11 protein-coding genes are annotated in these 16789 nt (G+C 58.4%); 5 read left to right on the plus strand and 6 right to left on the minus strand.

The genetic code is table 11. The annotated features are described in order from the left end of the window. Positions 1 to 49: 49 nt before the first annotated feature. A complete protein-coding gene (gene priA, locus ACFQY0_RS13760; RefSeq protein ID WP_379713361.1) occupies positions 50 to 2437 on the plus strand; it encodes a replication restart helicase PriA in 2388 nt (795 codons plus the stop codon). 125 nt (positions 2438 to 2562) lie between these two features. Here the strand turns inward: priA and ACFQY0_RS13765 are convergent, their stop codons facing one another. Then, on the minus strand, positions 2563 to 3393 hold the full coding sequence (locus ACFQY0_RS13765) for a peptidoglycan recognition protein family protein (protein WP_379713364.1): 831 nt from the start codon (positions 3391 to 3393) through the stop codon (positions 2563 to 2565). A gap of 36 nt (positions 3394 to 3429) precedes the next feature. Next, the gene (locus tag ACFQY0_RS13770) at positions 3430 to 5355 is read right to left on the minus strand and encodes a C1 family peptidase (protein ID WP_379713367.1); all 1926 of its coding nucleotides are present in this window, start codon (positions 5353 to 5355) and stop codon (positions 3430 to 3432) included. Between the two features lie 493 nt (positions 5356 to 5848). Between ACFQY0_RS13770 and ACFQY0_RS13775 the strand changes: the two genes are divergently transcribed. Further along, entirely contained in the window at positions 5849 to 7549 is a 1701-nt protein-coding gene (locus ACFQY0_RS13775; protein WP_379713370.1) for a potassium channel family protein, read from the plus strand. Positions 7550 to 7627: 78 nt separating this feature from the next. On the opposite strand, the gene ACFQY0_RS13780 is transcribed toward ACFQY0_RS13775, so the two are convergent. Further along, positions 7628 to 8110 carry a hypothetical protein gene (locus ACFQY0_RS13780; RefSeq protein ID WP_379713372.1) on the minus strand — a complete coding sequence of 161 codons (483 nt, stop codon included), beginning with the start codon at positions 8108 to 8110 and terminating at the stop codon, positions 7628 to 7630. 878 nt (positions 8111 to 8988) lie between these two features. Here ACFQY0_RS13780 and ACFQY0_RS13785 point away from each other — a divergent pair. From ACFQY0_RS13785 to ACFQY0_RS13795, 3 genes are all read left to right on the plus strand, one after another. Then, entirely contained in the window at positions 8989 to 11298 is a 2310-nt protein-coding gene (locus ACFQY0_RS13785; protein ID WP_379713375.1) for a mechanosensitive ion channel family protein, read from the plus strand. A gap of 348 nt (positions 11299 to 11646) precedes the next feature. Next, on the plus strand, positions 11647 to 12552 hold the full coding sequence (gene rimK, locus ACFQY0_RS13790) for a 30S ribosomal protein S6--L-glutamate ligase (RefSeq protein ID WP_379713378.1): 906 nt from the start codon (positions 11647 to 11649) through the stop codon (positions 12550 to 12552). 10 nt (positions 12553 to 12562) lie between these two features. Next, positions 12563 to 13645: a succinylglutamate desuccinylase/aspartoacylase family protein gene (locus tag ACFQY0_RS13795; RefSeq protein ID WP_379713381.1), complete on the plus strand. Its 1083-nt coding sequence runs from the start codon at positions 12563 to 12565 to the stop codon at positions 13643 to 13645. 5 nt (positions 13646 to 13650) lie between these two features. Here ACFQY0_RS13795 and ACFQY0_RS13800 read toward each other — a convergent pair whose 3' ends face one another. The 3 genes from ACFQY0_RS13800 to recN form a co-directional block, all read right to left on the minus strand. Further along, entirely contained in the window at positions 13651 to 14274 is a 624-nt protein-coding gene (locus ACFQY0_RS13800) for a hypothetical protein (RefSeq protein WP_379713384.1), read from the minus strand. Between the two features lie 199 nt (positions 14275 to 14473). After that, a complete protein-coding gene (locus ACFQY0_RS13805) occupies positions 14474 to 15025 on the minus strand; it encodes an ATP-dependent zinc protease family protein (RefSeq protein ID WP_379713387.1) in 552 nt (183 codons plus the stop codon). Then, complete coding sequence (gene recN / locus ACFQY0_RS13810; RefSeq protein ID WP_379713390.1) at positions 15022 to 16668, minus strand: DNA repair protein RecN; 1647 nt, start codon at positions 16666 to 16668, stop codon at positions 15022 to 15024. Before recN ends, ACFQY0_RS13805 begins: the two co-directional genes overlap by 4 nt. Positions 16669 to 16789: the final 121 nt, after the last annotated feature.

The following is a 16789-nucleotide window of genomic DNA, read 5'->3' on the forward strand; positions in this document are numbered from 1 at the left end:
TTCCTAAAGAACTTCGCCTCTCCCCGCCAATACGGTTCAATCCCCCCGCATGCACGCCGCCCGCGTCCTCATCGACGGACCTTCAGAGCTCGTCTTCGACTATGCCATCCCCGATGGCCTGCCCGTCGTGCCCGGGTGCCGCGTCCGCGTGCCCCTGCGCAATCGCTCCTCCTCCGGCACGGTGCTCCAGGTTGTCGAAGCCCAGGACCTCGGTTTCGCCCTGCGTCCCCTCGACTCCCTAACCGACCCCGAGCCCCTCATCACCGAGAACCTGCTCAAAGCCGGTCGCTGGATCGCCAACTACTACGGATGCAGTATGGAAAGCGTCGTCCGTGCCTTGCTCCCCGAAGCCGTCCGGACCGAGGAGAATTCCGCAAAAACGCGCAAGACCGTCGTCCTCCAAGGCAGCCCCGACGAGGAAACGCTCGCCAAGCTCGAAAAGCGCGCGCCCAAGCAGCACACCATCCTTTCCCTCCTCGCCCACAGCCCGGCCAAGCAACTCCCCCTCGCCGAACTCGGCGCCAGCGCCGCGGCCTCCGTCAAATCCTTGGCCTCCAAGGGCCTCGTCAAACTCATCGATGAAGAAGTCCGCCGCGACCCCGAAGCTGACGGTCTCGACGAGATCCTCCCCGACTCTCCCCTCACCCTAACAGACGAGCAACAGATGGCGTTGGAAGCCATTTTGGATTCAATTTCCAATGATCAATTTCCAATTCCAAAACCCGAGGCTCCAAATATGGAGAAGGAGATTGCATCTCCTTCCGCCCAGCACCAGCCACGCAGCCCTGGCCTTGGCGAACTTGGCGACTTGGCGTCTCCCAAATCACAAGCCCAGTCCCCGCTGATCACTGATCACTCGGCACTCGGCACTGCCGCGAAGCCGTTCTTACTACTCGGCGTCACCGGCTCCGGCAAAACCGAAGTCTACCTCCAGGCCGCCGCCAAAACCCTCGAAGCCGGCAAAACCGTCCTCGTCCTCGTCCCCGAAATTTCCCTCACCCCGCAAACCGTCCGACGCTTCCGCGCCCGCTTTGCCCACGTTCAGGAACAGGTCGCCGTCCTCCACTCAAACCTCTCCCAAGGCGAGCGCTTCGACGAATGGCACCGCATTCGCAAAGGCAAGGCGCGCATCGTCATCGGCGCCCGCTCCGCCGTCTTCGCTCCGCTCCCCGACCTCGGCCTGATCATCGTCGATGAAGAACACGAGAACACCTACAAGCAGGACCAGATCCCGCGCTACCACGGGCGCGACGTCGCCGTGCTGCGCGCCCACCTCGAAGGCGCCACCATCGTCCTTGGCTCCGCCACTCCTTCCCTCGAATCCTTCCAGAACTGCCTCGATGGAAAATACCAGCTCCTCCGTCTAACAAAACGCGCCGACTCCCACAGCCTCCCGCTCATCCGCGTCGTCGACATGCGCAACGAAGGCCGTAAAACCAAAGCCAACGACACCTTCCTCTCCGAACGCCTGCGCATCTCCATCGAGCGCAAGATCGCCAACAACGAGCAGGTCATCCTCTTCCTCAACCGACGCGGCTTCGCCCGTTCCCTGCAGTGCCCGAGTTGCGGTTACGTCTGCGAGTGCCCGCACTGTTCGGTCGCGCTCACCTACCACCGCACCGACGACCGCCTCCTCTGCCACATCTGCGGCCACCAGGCGATCGTCCCGCGCAAATGCCCCGAGTGCCGCGATACCGGGATCTTCCTCCAGGGATTCGGCACCCAGAAGGTCGAAGACGTCCTCAAGAAAGTCTTCCCCACCGCCCGCATCGCCCGCATCGATGCCGATGCCATGCGCAAAAAGAACGCCCTGCGCGATCTTCTCAACGCCTTTCAGGCCAAGAAGATCGACATCCTCATCGGCACCCAGATGATCGCCAAGGGCCTCCACTTCCCCAACGTCACTCTGGTCGGCATCCTCAACGCCGACATCGGTCTTCACGTCCCCGACTTCCGTGCCGGCGAACGCGTCTTCCAGCTCCTCACTCAGGTCGCCGGCCGCGCCGGTCGCGGCGAACTCGAAGGCGAAGTCATCGTCCAGACCTTCACCCCCCACTCGCCGAGCATCCAGTTCGCCCGCCACCATGACTTCGACGGCTTCGCCGAACAGGAACTCGAAATGCGCCGCCAGTTCCACTTCCCGCCCTTCACCCGCTGCGCCGTTCTAACAAGTCGCTCGACCCACAAACGCCTCGCCGAGTTCACCCTCGAAACCCTCCACCGCCGCCTCAAGGAAGACCTCCCCAAAAGCATCCTGTTAGGCGACCCTCTCCCAAGCCCTCTTGTTAGAAGCCACGGCCAATTCCGCTTCCAGCTGATGCTCCGCGCCGCCAGCGCCCGCACCCTGGCCAAGCACGTCCAAGCCGCCCTCACAAAAACCACCCTCCCCGAAGAAGTCACCGTCGTCTTCGACATGGATGCCTGGAGCTTCACCTGAACTCACCGATTGAAGATCGTCAAAATAGGCAAAGACCGGATGGGATCGTCCGGACCTTCACGACCATGGTAGGGCCGTTCAAGGTGGGAATCGATGTCACCGGATGTCCGCGCTTCCCCGTGAATTCATGACTCAAGGATTTCCAGCAGATTGCGGACGGGAGCCCAGGTGCTTTCGTCGGGCTTCGGGGAACTGTTCTTGGAGACGTAAAAACCGCCGTTGATCAGCTCGGTCCCGTAGTAGAGCGCCCCATTGCTTGTTCGGAGATTGGCGAGCACCTCGTCGGACGGAACGCCCTTTGCGGTGAGGAAGGCGTAGAGGGGAACACACCACTGTTCACCGGCGAAATGCCAGTAGGACCAGGGAATGCCGACTTCGGGCTTCTCGTATTCGTCCGGACCGGGTGGCGAGGGAATGGCGTCGGGAACAAGGTCGATAAACCAATCTTTCGCGACTTTGCGGCCAGGACAGGACTTGCTGGTCTGGGGATCGTCGCGATGGAATAGGATGGAGCTCGCCGACTTGGGAATGCCGAGCCAGCGGAGCAGCACGCTGGTGGTGGCAGCTGCGGTCTTCCAGCAGCGGAGACCACGACCGGTTTTGGGATTCTCGGTATCATAGTCGCCAAGGACCTCTATTCCCAGTGAGCGCTTATTGTAGCTCGCCGCGTGGATGCCCTTCGAACGGAAGTCGCACATGCCGAAGATCTCGTCGTCGTCGATGAAAAGGTGAGGACCAGTGCGCCAGCCCCTGCCGCCCTGGGACTTCGGTCTGCTGTAGAAACTCTGGATGTTGCGGATGTGCTGGATGGTAAATCCCGAGGGCCGCTGGACAAGGGAGGGTGCGGCCGTGTGGTGGATGGTGAGGCTGTCGATCCAACCGGGGACAGCCCGAGTGGCAAGATACTCCTCGAGGGAAGTGGGGGTCCAGACTTTGCCGACGTTTTCGAATGCCATGATGATCGAGGGGGTTGGGGTTGATCCGGGTTGGGGCTAGGCTTTCTGAAGTTCGGAGCGCCTGTCTTCTCGCCCGGCCGCCGATGCGGCAAAATGGATGGGGGCGCTCGCTTTTGATGAACCGACGATTCGGGCAAGGGTTCCTTTAACCGTCGCCTTATCGTCGTCGAATCCGCCATGGCTCGTGGAACCCGAAGCCATGAGAACCTTGCTGTTTTGATTCGGGGCGACGATCCAGGTTGCGGTCTTGTTTGAGAACAGGCCCTTGATCTCAGGATCCTTATCGATGAATTTTGCCATGCCTAGGATCGGAGCACCGGGCCACCCCCATTTGAAGGGGCGGTACTCTTCCTCGAATGCATTGGAGACCAGGTAGAGCAGAGACTTGTGATAGATGTGTCCGCAGTGGTCGTCGCGTTCGGCCTGATCGCTCAGGGTATAAAGAGCGAACTCGCGGATATCACGCCCGGCTCCGGACAATAGCGGGAGATAATATTTCTTGAACAGGTCCACGGTGCAGGCCGGGGCCCAGAGCTGACAGGTGGCAATGTTGGTAAATTTCGCGAGATCCCTAACCACCGGGCCCATGAAGATCGAACCCGCGCTGTGGCCAGCAATGTGCACCTCGATGGATGGATCCTCCGCCATCAGAGCCTTGAGCGCTTGGACAACCATTCTCGCACCCCCACCCGCCTGGCTGGCTGCGAGCGCGTTCTCCTTCATTTCGTCCCACTGCGCCTTACCCCCGCCGAACCGGGCGATCGGCTCGAGGGTGTCGTCGAGACGATCGAGCATGAAGTCTTTCGCGGAGTCGAAGATGCCTTCGGATTTCCTCTGTCGGAGGGCCTCAGACAGGATGTTTTTAAGGGTCGACCAGAAGTCACTATGCCAGACGAATGCCAGCGGATAGACTTCCTCCTTCAGCATTGCCTCGCGGTATTCGGCCACGCGCTGAACGGCTCCTTTTTCCCCCACCAGTCCTCCATGGGCGTAAAGCAGGATCCGCTTCTTTTTCCAGTCTTGGGTGATTCGCGGAAAGTCCTCGCGTATGAAATTTCGAATCTCGCTCGCCGTATTGGCGAAGTCCCCGCCCGCGCTCGGTTCGCCATCGTTGCCGAGACTGACAATGTGGGGACGAAGATCGGTGATGGCCAGCGACTGTCCCATCTGGGAGGAGGGAAATGTGCCGGCGGAATAGGCGACGGAGCTATCGAGCCGAACCGGTGCCCCCAGACGCGCGACCCAGACATCGGTTCCATTTTCGAGCCAATCGAAATAGCTAATCCGCGCGAATCCATCCTTTCCCCAATCGTCGCCCCATGAATTCTGAATCCAGAAACCATCACGATCATAACCGACGATTGCAAAGGCATGCCCGCCTTTGACCTGAGGAGAGTATTTGATCAATCCGCCAGCGCTCACCTTATCCCAACCGCTGTGAACCATCGAGGTCGCATACAGTATTCCCACCTCCGTGATGGCCGAGTGCATCGCCACGATATCCTTATGATTGACGCGGAAATAGGCTCCTAACGGTCGCTCTTGCGCGTCCACCAAGCGACGTCGGGTCAATTGAGATCCCGAGCCACCGGATCGGTATGGCCAGACGTCCTCACCGCAGACGCCCGTTTTGTGCCACCCTTTCATCGCACCGCGCGCGCTCGATCCGGAGTAATCTTCACCCGGCCACTCATCATGCCTCTTCGCCATCTCGTAGAGCATGCGGGCGCTGACAGGTATGGGATCGGGGGAATCGAGGCGCGTCTTCAAAAGATAGTTCGCTACCGCCGCCAGACCAAACCCCGTGCAGGCGCCTTCCTGCCCCTGATCCAAGATCTCCGGCCCATGGATCTGATAGAATTCCAAAGGCCGCTCCCGAGGCACCTCAACGAGAGTCGGCACATACATCAGGTCCCGAAAGTCGAGCGTGTCCGGTCTCGCCGTGAGCAGCCGTCCGCTCATTTCCGGAGGAGTTCCGTCCGGTTTGGACCTGCTGCCTTTTGCTCGGGATTTCGACGTCGTCATAAAAATTGGGAAAATAGGAACAGCACTGAACTTTAGGATGGGGACGAAAACATTTTGAGTGGATTGCTGTCAAAGCCTTTCCTCGTAAGAATACGTAAATAATTTAAAAAAATCACGAGAAGTCATTCGCCCGAACGAGAGCCGCGAAGGCCGCCCTCTCGGTTGCACGGATCGTGAACTCCATTTTTTAAGGGGGAAGGAGCGTAGCGTAGCGATCCTTGAAGCCTCCAATCTCCCCAACCGCCTCTTCCCTCAGGCTCCCTACCGACTCTGTCCCCAGCGTCGCTGTTAGAGCCGATGCGCATGATGGCCTCACTCTCGAGCTCGGTCATTGAGGTTCGATCGAATCTCGCCTATGCAGTTCCGGGCAGCTCGATCTGCTAGATCGCCCCATGCTCCGCTCGCAGCTAGAATCTGCAACTCATCGCCGATGAAATCCCTTCCCACCATCTTCGCCATTTTTCGGGACGACCGAATGGACCGCATCAACCTTCGAGCGCTCACTCGACTGCTTCTGATCCTGCTGACGCTGGTCATCATCTACAGCGTTCTCTTTCACATCCTGATGCTCCGTGAAGGGCAGGATCACACCTGGCTCACGGGTCTCTATTGGACGCTCACCGTCATGTCGACGCTCGGCTTTGGTGACATCACCTTCCACTCCGACATAGGTCGATTGTTCTCGGTGGTGGTCCTCGTCACCGGGGTCGTCTTCCTGCTCGTGCTCCTGCCTTTCACCTTCATCGAGTTCTTTTACGCCCCCTATATCAAGGCTCAGGAAAGAGCCAAGGCTCCGACACAGGTGGCCGAGGATGTGGAGGGACATGTGATCATGACCAACCACGGCCCCGTCGCCCGCTCGCTCATCCGCTTGCTCGACGACTATGGGTACCCCCATTTTGTTTTGAGCTCCAATCTGGAAGAGGCGCTCGAGCTGCAACGTCAGGGCGTGCCGGTCGTTCTTGGTGACTGGACTGATCCTGATAGTTTCAGAAAACTCAACGTCGAGATGGCCCGGATGGTGGTCACCACCCTCGACGACGTTGCCAACACCAACATCACCTTCACCGCCCGAGAACTCTCAGACCGCGTCACCATCGTAGCTTCCGCCTCGACCCGAGGCGTGCGCGATGCCCTCGAGCTCGCCGGCGTCACCCACATCATCCAGCTCGAGGAACTGATGGGCGAAACCCTTGCCCGCCGTGTCATTGGCAACGACGCCAAAGCCCATGTCATCGGAGAACTCGGTGACCTTCTCATTGCCGAGACCGGAATTGCCCGCACATCACTGCCAGGAAAAACCGTCGCCGGGTGCGGCATCTTTGAGCGGACAGGAATGGTGGTCGTCGGCAGGTGGGAACGCGGAAATTACCACCCCACCGACCTTTCTACGCCGCTCACTGAGGAGTCGATTCTCCTACTGGCTGGCACTGAAATCCAGGTCGAAGTCTATAATGAGGTCTTCGGTGTCACGACCGAAGAAAGCTGCAAAGTCATCATCATCGGTGGAGGCCGAGTCGGACGAGCCCTTTCCCGGTCGCTGACGGAAGCGGGCATCGCCTGGACGATCATCGAGAAGATTCCTGCCAGGGTACAGGACATCGAGCACAAGATCATTGGCAATGCCTCCGAATTCGAAGTCCTGGTTGAAGCCGGGATGCGGGATGCCGCTTCGGTCATCATCACCACCCATGACGATCCACTGAATACCTTTCTCACGATCTTCTATCGCCGCTTGCGCAACGATCTCCAGATCATTTCGCGATGCACGCAACCTCAGTATGCTTCAAGGCTTCATCGGGCAGGTGCTGACCTTGTTCTTTCCTATGCCTCGATGGGGGCCAACACGATTTTCACCCACCTGCGTGGTAGCGGGACGGTCCCTCTAGGCGATGGAGTGAATGTCTTCACCACCCAGGTTCCCAGTTCGCTGGCAGGGGTTACCATCGCCAAATCCGAGGTCCGCTCGCGGACCGGATGTTCAATCATCGCTTTGGAAACCGGAAAAATCCGCCAGTTCAATCCAGGACCTGAACAGCAACTCCCGGAAGGGGGAAATTTGGTGTTGGTCGGTTCCCTCGAGGCCGAACGAGAGTTCCTTTCCGCCTTTGAGCCCGAGACGAAATCATAGCCACCAAATCTCCCTGACCTCATCTCCGCCAAATATGCCGCCGTGACGCGGCAAAACGAGATTGTCACGCCGCGCCCCTCAACGCCTCGATCTTCGAGCTCCTCCAGACCCGGAGCCGCCAATCCTTGCATTCACCGAAGGCGTGCTGGGCCGGGTCATAGGTCGGGTGCTCGGCGTCGCAGGACGCGTGGTCGGGGTGCTGGGGTGGGGTGATGGACGGGTTGAAGGTAACTGATTCGGCTTGGAAGGTGGCTTTCCTTGAGGCGGACGCTCGCCCGGGTTGCCTGGGTGGCCCGGATTTCCAGGTGGGCGGGATGGAGGACGTTGGTATGGGGGGCGTCCATGAGGCGGCCTTACCACCACGTAACCATAATTCGGCCAATAGCGGTAATAGTGACCGTTGTGGTGCCAGTAGCTGATCCCGGCGACGACCATCATCGTGTATCCGACAGGAACCGTCTCGCTCACATAGCCCTCCGGCTCATTTCCGTAGTAGTTGATGCACGAACTGGACATCAAAGCAAACAAGCCGACCAAGGCCGGCAGTGTGAGAATTTTCATACGCCAAACCTGGAATAGCCGGTGCTCCCTCGCAATCTCCGATTCCGGTTTCCCCCCCTGATGGTGTTCCAGCCTACCGGTCCGGCGCACAGGGATCCGACTTTCAATTGGGCGTCCATCGACGGTGACAGCGGCATATGCAGGCATCAACCTATTCTGACGCCCATGCCCCCTACCTCCAAGATAAAGGCCAAATTCCTGCTATTTCCGCTTCAAGCCCCCCTGTTAGGTCACTCGACCTCTAGCAATTCGTCCTCTGGAAGTACTGCCTTCAACACACACATCAGTCGGCCTTCAGGGACCTTGTAGCGTATAGAGAGTTAATTTCTCGAAATTCATCAATATGATCAATCGCCTACCCCAATCGATACTTTTTAAAAAAATACCGAATTCATCGAAGGCCACCTGAAAATACAACCTGCCGTTCACAGATGATCGGCCGATGATTCGATAGATCTTATCTCATCAGGTCGGCCGGTGATTCCTACCAACATCAATGCTAATTGTTTTTCTTGACCCCTCACCTTCATTACATCAGTTCCATACAAGACGATCATGCTGGGGTCCGAAAACGGTCATGGAGATTAATCTGACCTCGATCCAAGGTCATTTCCCGTGCCGAGTTCACTCTACTATCACATCGTCCAAACTTGTAGAAAAGCCGTTTTCTACAATGCAAAAAAACAATCCGACACATTCCATTAATGAAAACCACTCCACCCCGACGATCTTCCCTACCAGACAGCAGTGACGACGACCCAATTGAGCGACCCCTCGGAATCCATTCACCAAACAATCCCCTCACCCCGAAGACTCGAAGCTTTTTCGTAGTCGTTGTCATTGCCATACTTGCCTCATTTCCGGTTCTTCATCCCCTGGTGGCACGTGAGCACGACTGGACCGGCTCATGGGATACTCACTGGAAGAGTGGAGGTGCCCGCATCGACATGGTTCAGGATGGCACGATGGTCAAAGGTGAGTATCCAACACTCCAGGGACATTTTACAGGTGAGGTTAGTGACAACATCCTCACCGCTCACTGGGTCGAGGGGAATGCCAAAGGAAAACTGACCTTTGCCATTTCCGCAAACGGGCAGTCATTCACCGGCCGTTTCGACAATGGAGAATGGTGGAGTGGTCGTCGGACGGGCGATCAGCGCACCCCGCATCCTTACGATGTCTTTCTAACGCCGGACCTCAGCTGGCCGCGCGAGACCATCAGTTCTTTCCTGACCGCCTTCGGCTTCGTGGAATTTGGAGAAAACGATTTCATTACCGCCGGGATGAACTGCTGCCTCCTGGACGAAGGGCAAAGGGAAATCCCTATCACCCAACAGATTGACGCCGTGGCCACCTTCTACCACATTCTCGATCAAACCACGATGCGGATATGGGATCTTCCCGGCGAAAATGGCGCGACCTTGCAGGGAGACCCTGATGAATTCCGGGTCTCATTCTCCCAGCTCGGCACCCGCGAAACGGTCGACGTCAAGTTAGTCAAGCAGGACGATGAGTGGAAAATCGTCATCCCTCCTACTGCTGAACTGAAGAAGAAACTTGCCTCGCTGCTGGAGGCCCGCGGCATTGCAACCCTCAGTCACAAGGGACATCAAGAGCTATCCAGCCCTCGAGCCACGATGAGAAACTTCTTCATCAATTCCCAGAAAAGTACACCGGCGGCCCAGCGTGCCCTGAGGGATGCCATGGACCTCTCCGATATCGACCCTGTGATACGCGATCAGGAAGCCTTTCATCTGGCGGAGTATCTGAAAGCCATATTCAGCCGCACCAGCTTCTTCGTGTGGCAGGAGATCCCCGACGATCCAGATCAGACGTCCCCTTATGTGCATTTCAAACACCCCAGAGGAGACATCTCAATTGTCCCCGTAAAAACAGAAGACAACCAGACCAAGTGGAAATTCAGCTCGGACACCATTCATCACCTGTCGAGCATCTATGAAGACATCATCAGCCTTCCTCCCGTCATGGGGACGATCGATTCCTCCACCAAACCCCTATTCATTCGCATTCGGGAACGGCTACAGAAAGCATCTCCCGGCTTGATCAAGCGTGACCTTTATCTTGAAAACTGGAAATGGCCCGGCCTTTTTCTGGTGATTACCCTGGGTTATCTGTTTGCGCGACTCGCGACCAAGGTGTCTGCACGGATATTACGATGGAGAACGGAGAAATCACCTACCCCCATGAGCTCTGAAAGTCAGAAATTTTTCATCATCCCCTTGTTCATGATCTTCCTTTCCTTGAGCTGGAAGACGGGGATTCTTGCCCTCGGTCTTCCGGTTAGGCTCTTCTTTGGCCTGGAGATCTTTCTCAAGTTCATTCTCATCGTTGGATCCTCGTGGGCTATTTATAACTTCATCGATATCCTCGGTGGATTTTTCCTCGAGCTGGCACAGAACACCAAGACGACCCTTGATGACATTCTTGTCTCCCTGCTCTCGAGCCTGTTCAAGATCATCGTCGTGGTGGGTGCCTTCATCATGCTCGCCGAAACCTTCCACCTTCCCTACCGCACGGTGATCGCAGGACTCGGTATCGGTGGTTTGGCACTCGCCATCGCCGCTCGCGATACGCTTGCCAACTTCATCGGTTCAGCCGTGCTCCTTGCCGACCGGCCCTTCCGTCGGGGCGACCTTGTCAGCGTGGGAGGAACCAGTGGCACCATTTCCCACGTCGGTCTCCGCTCCACCGATATCCGCACTGACAGTGATTCCTTGTTGGTGATTCCCAACTCGGTGTTGGTGAACGAGAAGATCACAAACCTTTCGGCACGTCGCAACCGGCGCTTTGAAACAGTCGTCGAAGTCGTCCGCGAAACCTCACTCGATCAACTCGATCAGTTCCGCGCTGGAATACTCGAGTTGATGGCTTCGCAGCCCAACGGCGACAAGCTTGATCGCTACGCAGGCATCTGTGAGTTCACGGATTCATCAATACAGATCAAGATCTCCTGCTTCATCGATGCCCCGAATCTGCAGAAGGAGTACGAGATCCGCCACGACCTGTTTCTCGGGATGTTGCGGCTTGCCAAGGACCTCGAGGTCGAACTCGCCAGCCCGATTCGCAAGCTGATGAGCACCACCGAACCGTCGGTTCCCTCCATGCCTCCTGCCGCACCGAGCCCACCACATCCCCACCAGCCCCTGCCAGTGGCATCACTTGTTTGAGAAGATCGCCCAGCGGATCACGGCTACCGACTCCTTGAAGTCGTCGAAGCACTGGGCCCATCGATCGACCGTCCGGTCCACCGAAATTTTCATCTCGTTGGATCGGGCGACCCAAGTTCCAGCGCGCCATTAAGCGCCCCTTGGGTCAGCACCGACCACCTCTCACATCTGTGTCGGACTTCCAGAAGCTCTGGCACAGATGTGGCTTTTCATGGGGTGGTATTGTCGGAAGAGCCTCGTGAGATGCGCGGGGTAGCTATCGTTTCGCGAATTCCGTTGACCCGGACCACAGTGCCCTTATAGCCGTAGCCAATCTCAGCTCGACGCTGAACAAACTCTGAATTCACTGTGAGAATCGCCGTCCTTTCCCGCAACGCCAAGCTCTACTCCACCCGCCGCCTTGTCGAAGCAGGTCGGGAATTGGGCCATGAAGTCGAAGTCGTCGATTACCTCAAATGCCACATGAACATCGCCTCGATGCGTCCCAGCATCTTCAAGGGTGATGTCGAGTTGAGCGGTTTCGATGCGGTCATTCCGCGCATCGGTGCCTCCCACACCTTTTTCGGCACCGCCGTTGTCCGTCAGTTCGAAATGATGGGCACCTACTCGGTCAACGAGTCCGTCGCCATCTCCCGTTCACGCGACAAACTCCGCTCGCTCCAGCTACTCGCCCGTAAGGGCATCGGCCTCCCGGTCACGGCCTTCGCTCACGACACCAAGGCCACCGGCCACCTCATCAAACTTTGCGGCGGCGCCCCCATCGTCATCAAGCTCCTTGAGGGGACTCAAGGCGTCGGCGTCGTTCTCGCGGAAACCAAGAGCGCTGCCGAATCCGTCATTGAAGCTTTCCGCGGCCTCAATGCCAACATCCTCGCCCAGGAGTTCATCAAGGAAGCGGGCGGTGCGGATATTCGCTGCTTCATCGTCGGAGACAAAGTGGTCGCCGCCATGAAGCGCCAGGGCAAGGAAGGCGAGTTCCGCTCGAATCTCCACCGCGGTGGTTCCGCCGAACTCATCAAGCTGACCCCCGAAGAACGCTCCACCGCCACCCGCGCCGCCCGCGTCATGGGATTGAATGTCGCCGGTGTCGACCTGCTTCGCTCGAATCACGGACCGGTCATCATGGAGGTAAACTCCTCACCCGGCCTTGAAGGCATCGAAACCGCCACCGGCAAGAACATCGCCGGCACGATCATCAACTTCATCGCCAACCACGCCAAATCCTCCAGCACCAGGACCCGCGGAAAAGGCTAACCCGATCTCCATGCCCCGGTCGCCAAAAATTCCTCCATTCCAAATCGGAACGCACCAGGTCGAGGCCGGCCAGCGGGCTCAAATTTCCCTGCCCGTGGGCAGCTTCCTCACCCACGAGGAACTCGTCCTCAAAGCGGTCGTCGTTCACGGAAAGTTGCCGGGGCCCACCCTTCTCCTCACGGCCTGCATCCACGGCGACGAATACAACGGTTCGGAAGTCATCCGACGGATCCTCCGCACCCCTGCCCTCAAGAAGCTCAAAGGCACCCTGATTGCCGTCCCGATCGTCAATCGGCCCGGCTTCGTCACCCGCTCCCGCTACATGCCGGATCGCCGTGACCTCAACCGGCTCTTCCCGGGATCCCCCAATGGCCCGCTCGGCTCACGCCTTGCACGTGTCCTCAGCGACTCCCTGCTCCCCCTCTGCGACGTCGTCATCGACCTCCACACCGGAGCCGTGAACCGCCCGAACCTTCCGCAGATCCGCATCACCGTCGATGACGATAAAGCGCTCGAGCTTGCCAAATCTTTCGCTCCACCCGTGATCCTTGTCGCGCCCAAGCGTGAATCTTCGTTTCGTGGCACCTGCCGTGATCTCAACAAGCCGGTGCTGCTCTTCGAAAGCGGAGAAGCTCTGCGGCTCGACACCCCTTCCATTCGTTTCGGTGTCCAGGGTGTTCTCTCGGTGATGCGCCAGATGGGGATGCTTTCCCTGAAGAAGCCGAGTTCTCCCAGGGCCGCCCCGATCATTTCTAACAAGAGCTACTGGGAGCGGGCCCCGCGAGGCGGCATCTTCACCCCTCTCGCGCCACTCGGCCGCGTCGTCACCGCCGGCTCCGTCATCGGCTTCATCGCGGATCCCTACGGCTCCGCCGAAACGGAGGTCACCTGTACCCGCTCCGGCATCGTCATCGGTCGCACCAATGACGCCACGGCCGACGAAGGTGACGGACTTTTCCACATCGCCATGACCGACAAGCTCGATTCGGCCGAAGACCGCCTCGCCATGACCAGCGAAGCCCTCCCATCGCTCAACGCCGACACCGACGACCACCCCGTCCCCTACGACTCGATCCAGGATACCGTGATTTAGGGTGTTTATTCACCCAGCTTGATCCCCGAAATCAGCGACCTCACCTCGCCGAGGCTCGGGATGAACGACGAGTCCTTTTGTCCATCCAAGCTCAAGTCCATTTGCATGGCGGCGTCATCAATGGAGTCCACACTCGGGAATTCGGAAGAGTCTAGAGGCAGCATGGGATGAGCTACCCGGATATCAGCTGAAACATAAAATCGACCATCCTTGCTCAGTCCTTGGAAGAGGTAACCAAGCTCGGAATTGTTCGGATAATTCCCGCGCCCCTGGGTAAACTGCACAAGGTAGAAGATTCCACTTCCCCAGTCGTAATCGCCATAGGACACCTTCGCCTGAACCAAGTGGCCCGCATTCCTCGGCGGGTAATCTGGCAAGGTCTCCTGTCGACGCCTGAGCTCAAGCGAGCCAGGACGCGCCGACATGATCCTGCGAAGTCTGCTCAGGTACCCATTGATGGTCTGTTCCGGTACGACATTCGAAAGGTCAAAAATCCGGATCACGTTATCGACACCATCGATCCGCCGCTCGGCCCCTGAGAGGTCGGCATACGACAGCGAGCTTTCAAAAAGAACCTGACGGTAGGGAGGGGAATCCTGGGGTGCTTCCGGCGAAGACCCCGAATCCATTTGGCCGGACTTCAAGTGATCCGAATCTTTTCTGAAGTGGGGCCCTGTAATCGGAACTTCGATCGATTGAAGGGAAGGATTTTCCATCGTTCCGCATCCCGACATCAGAACGGTCACGCTGACAATGCAGACTCGAAGTTTCATCAGGGGTGTGCCGTTCATCCAATGCCGCAGCGAACCAATAGATAAGTTTCACCCCTCAAGGATGAGCCGCATCCGGATACACGCGGACCAGATCCTTCAGGTCTCCCGCAAGCTGTTCCCGCGACGGATCGATCAGAAAGCATCCTTTCATTCCCTCGCGGCCTAACAGCATCGGGCATCTCATTTCAGAGCGACTCGCCAGGGAAATCCTCATCGCCCACCGAAAGCCGCCAGCAATCACCGCCTCGCTTTCAATGAAGATCCGTCGAGTCGCTTCACCCGAGGAACTCCGCACGATCTTCTTTTTGAAAACGGCGGCCTCGCAGTGATGCGCGCGTCCCCAGTGATCGCGCGTCACAAAGCTTACCCGCTTCCCGTCTTCCGAAAGCTCGATGTTCTCGGCGTGCAAGCTCGAGCTGCGCGCACCCGTGTCCGTCTTCACGTGCAAGGGGCCCACGCCTAACAGCGGCAGCCCCACCCACTCATGCCGGCCCAACACAATGCGCCGGGCATTGCGTTTCTTCGAGGGCAAGCCCAGCTCATCCGCCACCTCGGCCGTTGTTGCCTCCTCGATCCTCGCTTTCGCGGTATGCGTTTGCTCACTCATTCTTCCAAAAGACTTATGGCCATCTCACGTGCCGACTTTCCGCCGCCACCGAGCATCCGCACCAGTTCATCAATCCGCTCGTCTCCCGTCACGGGATAAAGTCGCGATCTTGTCCGACCACCTGCCACATCCTTCTCCACCACATAGTGGCGCGCCGCCGTGGCCGCCACCTGCGGAAAGTGGGTAATCGCCACCACCTGATGCCGCGCTCCCAGCGCCGCCATCTTTTTCCCGACCGCCCGTGCGATCTCGCCACCGACATTCGCGTCGATCTCATCAAAGACCATCAACGGCGTCGCATCCTGATCCGCCAGCGCACTCTTCACCGCCAGCATCACCCGCGAAATCTCACCGCTCGATCCGATCAACCTCAGCGGCTGCATCGGCTCACCCGGATTCGGCCCGAACAGGAACTCCACCGCCTCAAAGCCATGAATCGACGGCTCCCGTTTCACCTCCAGCCTGATCTCGAACGACGACTGCTTGAAACCGAGATCCTTGAGTTGCCCGGCAATCTCCTTGGCCAACTTCGGCCCGGCCTTCTTGCGTTTCAAACCAAGCTTGCGACCCATCTCATCGACCACCACCCGCAGCTTCGCCACCTCCGCAGAGAGCTGGTCGAGCCGCTCGCCGCGATTCTCCACCGCATCGAGGCGGTCCGCACAGCGATCGCGATGCGCCAGCACCGCTTCCAGGCTCACGCCATACTTGCGCTTCAGCGATTCGAAAAGATTCACCCGCTCCTCCAACTCCGCCGCCTCCTTCGGATCCAAATCCAGATCCTCCGCGTAGTCCTGCAGGGTCGTCTCCAGCTCCTGAAGCTCCAGCACCGCGCCTTCCAGACCGAGCGTCTTCTCACACACCGTCGGATCGAGCTTTTCCAGCTCCCGGACATAGCGCTGGACCTCCGACAAAAGACTCACGATTCCCCCTTCGTCGCCACCTAACACATTCGCCGCGGCACTCGCCAGTTCGACCAGACGAGTCGCATTGCTCGCCCGGCGATAGCGGTCCGCAATCTCATCCTCCTCGTCCGGCTTCAGATTCGCCGCATCGATCTCATCGACCTGATGTCGCAGCAAATCCAACTCCTGACTCCCCGCACTTTCCGCCTCCTGGAGCTCTTCCAGCTCGATCTGCTTGGCGCGCCACGCCCGCCATGCCTCCCGGAATTGTTCCATGTCCACGCCCGCATAGGCATCGAGCATCGCCATCTGGCGCTCCGTCGAAAGCAGCGACTGATGGTCGTGCGGGCCATGCAGATCCACCAGGTGCTCACCGATCCGTTTCAGCAAAGCCAGCGTCACCGGTGAATCATTCACGAACTGCCGGTTCCCGCTCTGACCAATCGCCCGTCTGACAATCAGCAAACCGCCATCGCAAGGTTCCAACCCGCCCTCTTCCAAAACCGCATCGACCTCCTCCGAATCCGAAAGCTCGAACACCGCCTCCACCGTACACGAATCCTCGCCCGTCCGGATCAGCGACTTGTCCGCCCGCTCGCCAAGCACCAGCTTCAGCGCCCCCACAATCACCGATTTCCCGGCTCCCGTCTCGCCCGTCACCCCGACCAATCCTGGTCCGAGTTCCCAAACCAGTTCATCAACCAGCGCCAGATTCCGTATTTTCAGTAAAGTAAGCATGTGAGCGAACGGGCGGAGTATGTCGGACCGAGGGGCGCTTTGAAAAGCGCCATGAGTGGGCAAGACGACTTTCAGCTTGTTGAGCCCACTCCTCGAACCGATACCTTGAGGTCGAATCCTC

Origin of the sequence: Haloferula chungangensis (assembly GCF_042664875.1) — a bacterium.
Classification (GTDB): Bacteria; Verrucomicrobiota; Verrucomicrobiia; order Verrucomicrobiales; family Akkermansiaceae; genus Haloferula; species Haloferula chungangensis.

Coding starts and splice junctions, on each gene's coding strand:
- priA (WP_379713361.1), top strand. CDS start 50: ATGCACGCCGCCCGCGTCCTCATCGACGGACCTTCAGAGCTCGTCTTC.
- ACFQY0_RS13765 (WP_379713364.1), bottom strand. CDS start 3,393: ATGGCATTCGAAAACGTCGGCAAAGTCTGGACCCCCACTTCCCTCGAG.
- ACFQY0_RS13770 (WP_379713367.1), bottom strand. CDS start 5,355: ATGAGCGGACGGCTGCTCACGGCGAGACCGGACACGCTCGACTTTCGG.
- ACFQY0_RS13775 (WP_379713370.1), top strand. CDS start 5,849: ATGAAATCCCTTCCCACCATCTTCGCCATTTTTCGGGACGACCGAATG.
- ACFQY0_RS13780 (WP_379713372.1), bottom strand. CDS start 8,110: ATGAAAATTCTCACACTGCCGGCCTTGGTCGGCTTGTTTGCTTTGATG.
- ACFQY0_RS13795 (WP_379713381.1), top strand. CDS start 12,563: ATGCCCCGGTCGCCAAAAATTCCTCCATTCCAAATCGGAACGCACCAG.
- ACFQY0_RS13800 (WP_379713384.1), bottom strand. CDS start 14,274: ATGGATTCGGGGTCTTCGCCGGAAGCACCCCAGGATTCCCCTCCCTAC.
- ACFQY0_RS13805 (WP_379713387.1), bottom strand. CDS start 15,025: ATGAGTGAGCAAACGCATACCGCGAAAGCGAGGATCGAGGAGGCAACA.
- recN (WP_379713390.1), bottom strand. CDS start 16,668: ATGCTTACTTTACTGAAAATACGGAATCTGGCGCTGGTTGATGAACTG.